An 8,072-nucleotide genomic window follows, 5' to 3' on the forward strand; every position below is an offset into this window, starting at 1 on the left:
GCATGGAACCGTTACTGCAATTAAAAGGGATCGATAAAGCGTTCCCGGGCGTAAAAGCCCTGTCAGGAGCCGCGCTGAATGTTTATCCGGGGCGCGTGATGGCGCTGGTGGGTGAAAACGGCGCTGGCAAGTCCACCATGATGAAAGTGCTGACCGGCATCTATCAACGTGATGCCGGGTCGTTGTTATGGCTTGGTACAGAAACCACCTTTAATGGCCCGAAATCCTCACAGGAAGCGGGTATCGGCATTATTCACCAGGAACTGAACCTGATACCGCAGCTCAGCATCGCGGAAAACATCTTCCTCGGCCGTGAATTCGTTAACCGCTTTGGCAAAATCGACTGGAAAACGATGTATGCCGAGGCGGATAAGTTGCTCGCTAAGCTCAACCTGCGCTTTAACAGCCAGAAGCTGGTGGGTGATTTGTCGATTGGCGATCAGCAGATGGTCGAAATCGCGAAAGTTCTGAGCTTCGAGTCGAAAGTCATTGTGATGGATGAACCCACCGATGCTTTGACCGATACCGAAACCGATTCTTTATTCCGCGTTATCCGCGAGCTGAAAGCTCAGGGGCGTGGCATCGTCTATATCTCGCACCGCATGAAAGAGATCTTCGAGATTTGCGATGATGTGACCGTATTCCGCGACGGGCAGTTTATTGCCGAGCGTGAAGTGGTAACGCTGACCGAAGATACGCTTATCGAAATGATGGTCGGCCGCAAACTTGAAGACCAATACCCTCGCCTGGATAAACAACCTGGCGAAATCCTTCTGCGCGTAGATAACCTTTCCGGATCAGGCGTGCATGACGTCAGTTTCACTTTGCGCAAAGGCGAGATTCTCGGCGTTGCCGGTTTAATGGGCGCGGGTCGTACCGAATTAATGAAAGTGCTGTATGGCGCACTGCCGCGTACCGGCGGCTATGTTGCGCTTGATGGTCGTGAAGTGGTGACGCGCTCGCCGCAAGATGGCCTGGCAAACGGCATCGTTTATATCTCCGAAGACCGTAAGCGTGATGGGCTGGTGCTCGGCATGTCGGTGAAAGAGAACATGTCGCTAACCGCACTGCGCTACTTCAGCCATAACGTCGGCCGCCTGAAACATAAAGATGAACAGCAAGCGGTGCAGGACTTTATCCGTTTGTTCAACGTGAAAACCCCGTCAATGGAGCAGCCAATCGGCCTGCTTTCAGGGGGGAATCAACAAAAAGTGGCGATTGCCCGTGGCCTGATGACGCGCCCAAAAGTGCTGATTCTTGATGAGCCAACGCGCGGCGTGGACGTTGGCGCTAAGAAAGAAATTTACCAGTTAATCAACCAGTTCAAAGCCGATGGGTTAAGCATCATTCTCGTTTCGTCCGAAATGCCGGAAGTGCTCGGTATGAGTGACCGAATTATGGTGATGCACGAGGGGCATCTGGGCGGGGAATTTACCCGTGAAGAAGCCACTCAGGAAGTCTTAATGGCGGCAGCCGTCGGCAAGCTCAATCGCGTGAATCAGGAGTCTGTAAAATGAGTACCCAAGCTATTCCTGGCCGTCGCTGGTTCACTAAAGCGTGGCTGTTAGAACAAAAATCCCTTATCGCTCTGCTGGTACTGATTGCGATTGTGTCGAGCCTTAGCCCGAACTTTTTCACCGTCAATAACCTGTTCAACATCCTGCAACAAACCTCTGTGAACGCCATTATGGCGGTCGGGATGACGCTGGTTATTCTGACTTCGGGAATCGACCTGTCTGTCGGTTCTTTACTGGCGCTGACCGGAGCTGTAGCCGCCTCGATTGTTGGTTTAGAAGTCAACTCGCTGGTGGCCATTGCCGGTGCATTGGCGTTGGGTGCTGCAATCGGGGCTATAACAGGGGTGATTGTTGCTAAGGGGCGGGTGCAGGCGTTTATTGCCACGCTGGTGATGATGCTTTTACTGCGTGGCGTGACGATGGTGTACACCAACGGGAGCCCGGTAAACACCGGGTTCTCTGATAACGCCGATCTGTTTGGCTGGTTTGGTATTGGCCGTCCGCTGGGGATCCCAACGCCTGTGTGGATCATGGGTATCGTTTTCCTGGCTGCATGGTACATGCTGCACCACACTCGCCTGGGCCGTTATATCTATGCGCTGGGCGGTAACGAAGCGGCAACGCGCCTGTCCGGCATCAGCGTTAACAAAGTTAAAATTATCGTTTACTCACTTTGCGGTCTGCTGGCGTCTTTAGCCGGGATTATCGAGGTGGCACGTCTTTCCTCTGCACAACCGACGGCGGGTACAGGCTATGAACTGGATGCTATCGCGGCGGTGGTTCTGGGCGGCACAAGCCTTGCGGGCGGGAAAGGGCGAATCGTTGGGACGCTGATCGGGGCGCTGATCTTAGGCTTCCTGAATAACGGGCTGAATTTATTAGGTGTTTCTTCTTATTACCAGATGATCGTCAAAGCAGTGGTTATTTTACTGGCGGTGCTGGTGGACAACAAAAAGCAGTAACAATCATAACCCTACAGGACATCTGACTATGAATATGAAAAAACTGGCTACTCTGGTTTCCGCTGTTGCACTGAGCGCCACTGTCAGCGCTAACGCCATGGCTAAAGATACCATCGCGCTGGTTGTTTCCACGCTGAATAACCCGTTCTTCGTTTCCCTGAAAGACGGCGCACAGAAAGAAGCAGACAAACTGGGCTATAACCTGATCGTGTTGGACTCCCAGAATAACCCAGCGAAAGAACTGGCTAACGTGCAGGACCTAACCGTTCGCGGCACTAAATTGATGCTTATCAACCCAACTGATTCCGATGCGGTAGGTAATGCGGTGAAAATGGCCAACCAGGCTAAAATCCCAGTGATTACCCTCGACCGTATGGCGAACCAGGGGACTGTAGTCAGCCACATTGCTTCTGATAACGTGGCTGGTGGCAAGATGGCCGGTGACTTCATTGCTAAGAAACTGGGTGAAGGCGCGAAAGTTATCGAATTGCAGGGCATTGCTGGTGCATCTGCTGCGCGTGAACGTGGCGAAGGCTTCAAACAAGCGACGGCTGCGCACAAGTTTACTGTTCTGGCGAGCCAGCCTGCTGACTTCGACCGTACTAAGGGCCTGAACGTCATGCAAAACCTGCTGACTGCGCATCCTGATGTGCAGGCGGTCTTTGCTCAGAATGACGAAATGGCACTGGGCGCGTTGCGTGCTCTGCAAACTGCCGGTAAATCCGACGTGCTGGTTGTTGGCTTCGATGGCACCGCAGACGGCGTGAAAGCCGTTGAAGGTGGCAAACTGGGTGCAACCGTGGCTCAGATGGCTGACCAAATTGGCGTTATCGGTGTAGAAACCGCAGACAAAGTATTGAAAGGCGAAAAAGTCGACTCCAAAATCCCGGTCGACCTGAAGCTGGTTACTAAATAAGACAACAATAGAAAAGCAGGGCACCGCGCCACTCCACTCCAGAATCTGGGGTGGCGCTCTTAACTGGACGGATAAAAATGAAAACGAAAGGCAAGCTCGTCGTCCTTGGCAGCATCAACGCTGACCATATCCTGAATCTTGAACATTTTCCGACGCCGGGTGAAACCGTTACCGGGCAAGAGTACCAGGTCGCGTTCGGTGGGAAAGGAGCCAACCAGGCAGTTGCTGCCGGGCGCAGCGGCGCAGACATTGCCTTTATTGCCTGTGTGGGCGACGACGACACTGGCAACCGCGTTTGCAAACAACTGGCAAGCGACAAAATCGACACCTCGCCGATTAGCTCCATTAAAGATGCTTCAACCGGCGTTGCGCTGATCTTCGTGAATGGCGCGGGTGAAAACGTGATTGGTATTCACGCCGGAGCGAACGGTGCATTAACGCCTTCGCTTGTGGCGGAACAGAATCAAAAAATTGCAGAGGCTTCTGCACTTTTAATGCAGCTCGAGTCACCGCTGGAAAGCGTGCTGGCGGCGGCTAAAATTGCTCATCAGAACCAAACTAAAGTCGTGCTCAACCCAGCACCAGCCTGTGAATTATCAGACGAGCTACTTGGGCTGGTGGATATGATCACGCCAAATGAAACCGAAGCGGAAAAGCTGACGGGCGTGCGCGTTGAAAACGATGACGACGCAGCAGTTGCGGCCAAAGCTCTGCATGCGAAAGGCATTCAAACTGTCATTATTACGCTTGGCAGTCGCGGCGTTTGGCTTAGTGAAAACTGCAACGGTCAGCGCGTGCCAGGTTTTAAAGTTAAAGCCGTGGATACCATCGCCGCTGGCGACACCTTTAATGGTGCGTTGGTGACGGCCTTGCTGGAAGAAAAACCAATGAATGAAGCGATTCGTTTTGCACATGCGGCTGCCGCTATTGCCGTGACTCGTAAAGGTGCGCAACCTTCCGTGCCATGGCGTCATGAAATCGACGAGTTTTTGCAACAGCAAGGATAATCATGGCCACCATGAAAGACGTCGCGAAGCTGGCGGGGGTTTCGACTTCTACCGTTTCGCACGTCATTAATAACGACCGTTTTGTGAGTGATGCCGTTCGTGCAAAGGTTGATGCGGCAATCAAGACTCTTAACTATGCGCCATCCGCTCTGGCGCGTAGCCTCAAGCTCAATCAAACGCACACTATCGGGATGCTAATCACCGCCAGTAGCAACCCGTTTTATTCCGAACTGGTGCGTGGCGTGGAACGCAGTTGTTTTGAGCGCGGTTACAGCCTGGTGCTTTGCAATACCGAAGGCGACGAGCAGCGAATGAATCGCAACCTGGAAACGCTGCTGCAAAAGCGCGTCGACGGCCTTCTTCTTTTATGTACTGAAACCCATCTCCCTTCGCCTGACATCATGAGTCGCTATCCTTCAATTCCAACCGTGATGATGGACTGGTCGCCTTTCGAGGGCGAAAGCGATGTGATTCAGGACAACTCGCTGCTAGGCGGCGAGACTGCAACGCAACATCTTATTGATAATGGCTATACCCACATCGCTTGTATTACCGGTCCGCAGGATAAAACGCCAGCGCGTTTGCGCCTCGAAGGTTATCGCAAGGCGATGAACCGCGCAGGGCTTGAGATTCGTGAAGGGTATGAAATCATCGGCGACTTTGAGTTTCAGGGTGGTTTCACAGCGATGAATTCCCTGCTTGCACTGGAACAACCGCCGCACGCCGTATTTACCGGCAATGATGCGATGGCGGTTGGCGCATATCAGGCTTTGTATCAGGCGGGATTGACGGTTCCACAGAATATGGCGGTTGTTGGTTACGACGATATAGAACTGGCGCGTTATATGACGCCACCGCTCACGACTATTCATCAGCCTAAAGATGAATTGGGTGAGTTGGCCGTTGATGTGCTGATACACCGAATGGCACAACCCTCCCAGGAGCAACAGCGCCTGTTTCTGACGCCTGAACTGGTGGTGCGTGGTTCAGCCTAGCGTTTAATCATGTTGCGCCCATCTTTCGGGCGTAACAGTAAGAACACGAGAGCCGAAACGAGCGTCACCCCACCCATCGTCAGGAATGTATAGTGGAACTGCTCGACAGTGTTAATACTCTCGACGCCCTCATATAGACGAAGTACAGCTGCACTTACCGCGACGCCAAGGCTAATTGCCAGTTGTTGCGTCACCGCCAATACACTATTTCCGCTACTGGCATTTTCATCGGTGAGGTCCGCAAGCGTAATGGTATTCATAGCCGTGAACTGCGTGGACATCGCCATCCCAAGAATAAATAGCGGCAGAATCAGTAGCCACACTTCCATCCCCGGCGACTGCAATGAAAATTGTCCAATCAGCAAACCGATGATCACAGTCACACAGACTAACGTTTTCCTATAACCCAGTCGGCGTAATACCTGAGTCACGGTGGATTTAGCCAGCAGAGAACCAATTGCAGTCGGTGCCATCATGCAGCCAGCGATCAGCGCCGAATAGCCAAAACCAACCTGTAGCATTAAAGGCATAAGGAAGGGGACGCAACCGGTGCCGAGGCGCGATGCGAGATTCCCGATAATACCGACAGAGAAGGTTCTGGTACGAAACATCGGCAGCGCGATCAGTGGCGTAGGATGTCGGCGCGCATGCCATATATAAGTGGCTAACAGAACCAGACCGCCAATAATGGTCAAAATGCCGATATAACTTGAAACAATTCGCTCGCCGAATAATTCCACTCCGCTTGAGAAAAGCACCAGGCTTAGGCCAAACAGAAGAAAACCTGTCATATCAAAGCCACGACGTGAAGTCGTAAAGTTTGGCATGTACTTACGTGCGTAAATCAGCCCAAGGATACCAATAGGTATATTAATGAGGAAAATCCAGTGCCAGCTCGCCCATGTAACCAAAACACCGCCGAGTAGTGGGCCGAGGATGGGGCCGACCAATCCGGGCATGGTGACAAAGTTTAAAACCGGTAAGAGTTCACTGCGCGGATAGGCTCGCAGTAATGCTAAGCGGGCGACCGGCATCATCATCGCCCCGCCGATACCCTGTATCACACGGAAGACAACCAACTCACCGAGCGAGTTTGACATCGCGCAGGCAAACGAACCGAGAGTAAAGAGGGAAACCGCAAACATAAACACACGCCGAGTACCAAAGCGGTCAGCAAGCCAACCACTGACGGGGATCAGCATCGCAACGGTTAAGGTATAACTGATAATCGCGGATTGCATTGCCAGTGGAGAGCGCCCAAGACTATGAGCAATTGCGGGTAAGGCTGTGTTGAGAATTGTGGCATCCAGCGCCTGCATAAAGAAAGCCATTGCCGCTATCCACGGTAACCCGGCCATACTGCGAGCTGTTTTGGTCATTTTTATCCTGATGTTTTAAACGCATCCAGGAGAAGGCGAGTCTTTACCCTTGAGCGGAGGGTTCTTTTAACAGTGTCTGGCCGGCGATTAACGCGGCCTGGCTGTCGCCCTGGGTAATGGCATCAACGATTGCCTGGTGCAAGTCGAGCTTAATAACGTCGTTATTAGTTATTGCGGTAAAGTAATTGTAATAAATAGAGCGGAATAAGTTAGCGAAAGAACAAAGGAAAGGGTTACCACTCATTGCATAGATTTGTTCATGGTAAGCCATATCGATTTCTATCCAGCGTTGGCGGTCAAACGAGTCTTTCAGCTTTACCATTTCTACCATCATCTCGTTGAGAAATGCTTTCTGCTCTTGAGTACCATTAATAGCGGCCATGGCACAGGCTTGTGGTTCCAGGCTATTACGCATAACAAGGAAGTAATCCACCACATCATTAAAGTTCTCCTCTGTCATCCACCACGTGAGCAACTCCTTATCAAGGAAGTTCCAGTGACTGCGAGGCATAACTCGAGTACCAATACGCGGGCGAGGTAGAACCATTCCTTTTGCTGTTAATGTCTTTACTGCTTCTCGTACCGCTGTGCGACTAACTCCGAAGATTTCACCCAATTCGATTTCACCAGGCAATATACTGCCCGCTTCGTACTCACCTCGCAGAATGCGTTGCGCTAGTTTTTCCGCAAGAACATAGGAAAGGTTCTTTTGTGCCGCGAGTTGTTGTGCAGATAGAGACATAAATGCAATTCCTTTAGCGTTATTTCTATTTGTAGTATGCCACCAGGTGTCCTTTACTGGTGCTTAAAACAGCAAATATCCCGTGTTACAGCTGTTTTGTAGTGCTTTTGGCGAAAAAAAAGACGCTTGGTAATCTATTTGCAATAAACACTTGTCACCTTCCAGAAAATCCCTATACTGCGCCTCCACTGACACGGCGCAACGGCTTACAAACCGGCCCGTCAGCCAGATGAAAAGCGAAAATAAACGCTTGACTCTGAAAGAGGAAGGCGTAATATACGCCACCTCGAGTTAGCAAGCGAAAGCGCGCAACTCACTGCTCTTTAACAATTTATCAGACAATCTGTGTGGGCACTCGCAGGATTGATATCTCAGATACCTTCGGGTATCAAAAAAATATCAAGTCTTGAAGAGTGACCAAGCAGTAATTCATTTAGTTGAATTATTACGAAAGTTAATTTTTGAGCACCGCTTCACGAGTTGAAGCAAATCAAGCTTTTAATTGAAGAGTTTGATCATGGCTCAGATTGAACGCTGGCGGCAGGCCTAACACA

At 51.2% G+C, this 8,072-nt stretch carries 7 protein-coding genes; 5 read left to right on the plus strand and 2 right to left on the minus strand.

The genetic code is table 11. From position 1 onward, the window contains the following. Positions 1-2 precede the first annotated feature (2 nt). The 5 genes from rbsA (at position 3) to rbsR (ending at position 5,397) form a co-directional block, all read left to right on the plus strand. Positions 3-1,517, plus strand: a complete 1,515-nt coding sequence (gene rbsA, locus GC128_RS08515) for a ribose ABC transporter ATP-binding protein RbsA (protein ID WP_151993925.1) — start codon at positions 3-5, stop codon at positions 1,515-1,517. Then, positions 1,514-2,479, plus strand: a complete 966-nt coding sequence (gene rbsC / locus GC128_RS08520; RefSeq protein ID WP_151993926.1) for a ribose ABC transporter permease — start codon at positions 1,514-1,516, stop codon at positions 2,477-2,479. Before rbsA ends, rbsC begins: the two co-directional genes overlap by 4 nt. Positions 2,480-2,507: 28 nt before the next feature. Further along, positions 2,508-3,395 carry a ribose ABC transporter substrate-binding protein RbsB gene (gene rbsB / locus GC128_RS08525; RefSeq protein ID WP_151993927.1) on the plus strand — a complete coding sequence of 296 codons (888 nt, stop codon included), beginning with the start codon at positions 2,508-2,510 and terminating at the stop codon, positions 3,393-3,395. A 77-nt stretch (positions 3,396-3,472) separates the two neighbouring features. Continuing rightward, a complete protein-coding gene (rbsK, locus tag GC128_RS08530) occupies positions 3,473-4,402 on the plus strand; it encodes a ribokinase (protein WP_151993928.1) in 930 nt (309 codons plus the stop codon). A gap of 2 nt (positions 4,403-4,404) precedes the next feature. Continuing rightward, positions 4,405-5,397 (plus strand): ribose operon transcriptional repressor RbsR, encoded by a 993-nt coding sequence (gene rbsR, locus GC128_RS08535; RefSeq protein ID WP_151993929.1) that lies wholly within the window; start codon positions 4,405-4,407, stop codon positions 5,395-5,397. Here rbsR and mdtD read toward each other — a convergent pair. Both mdtD and GC128_RS08545 read right to left on the minus strand, forming a co-directional pair. Beyond that, complete coding sequence (gene mdtD / locus GC128_RS08540; protein WP_151993930.1) at positions 5,394-6,776, minus strand: multidrug transporter subunit MdtD; 1,383 nt, start codon at positions 6,774-6,776, stop codon at positions 5,394-5,396. The genes rbsR and mdtD overlap by 4 nt on opposite strands. Before the next feature lie 43 nt (positions 6,777-6,819). Continuing rightward, positions 6,820-7,518: a FadR/GntR family transcriptional regulator gene (locus GC128_RS08545; RefSeq protein ID WP_151993931.1), complete on the minus strand. Its 699-nt coding sequence runs from the start codon at positions 7,516-7,518 to the stop codon at positions 6,820-6,822. Between the last annotated feature and the right edge of the window lie 554 nt (positions 7,519-8,072).

It is taken from the genome of Buttiauxella massiliensis (assembly GCF_902500225.1).
Taxonomy (GTDB): Bacteria; Pseudomonadota; Gammaproteobacteria; order Enterobacterales; family Enterobacteriaceae; genus Buttiauxella; species Buttiauxella massiliensis.

What these genes read in the sequence shown, in the direction of transcription:
- rbsA (WP_151993925.1), top strand. Translation starts at nt 3, where the DNA reads ATGGAACCGTTACTGCAATTAAAAGGGATCGATAAAGCGTTCCCGGGC.
- rbsR (WP_151993929.1), top strand. Translation starts at nt 4,405, where the DNA reads ATGGCCACCATGAAAGACGTCGCGAAGCTGGCGGGGGTTTCGACTTCT.
- mdtD (WP_151993930.1), bottom strand. Translation starts at nt 6,776, where the DNA reads ATGACCAAAACAGCTCGCAGTATGGCCGGGTTACCGTGGATAGCGGCA.
- GC128_RS08545 (WP_151993931.1), bottom strand. Translation starts at nt 7,518, where the DNA reads ATGTCTCTATCTGCACAACAACTCGCGGCACAAAAGAACCTTTCCTAT.
- rbsB (WP_151993927.1), top strand. Translation starts at nt 2,508, where the DNA reads ATGAATATGAAAAAACTGGCTACTCTGGTTTCCGCTGTTGCACTGAGC.
- rbsK (WP_151993928.1), top strand. Translation starts at nt 3,473, where the DNA reads ATGAAAACGAAAGGCAAGCTCGTCGTCCTTGGCAGCATCAACGCTGAC.
- rbsC (WP_151993926.1), top strand. Translation starts at nt 1,514, where the DNA reads ATGAGTACCCAAGCTATTCCTGGCCGTCGCTGGTTCACTAAAGCGTGG.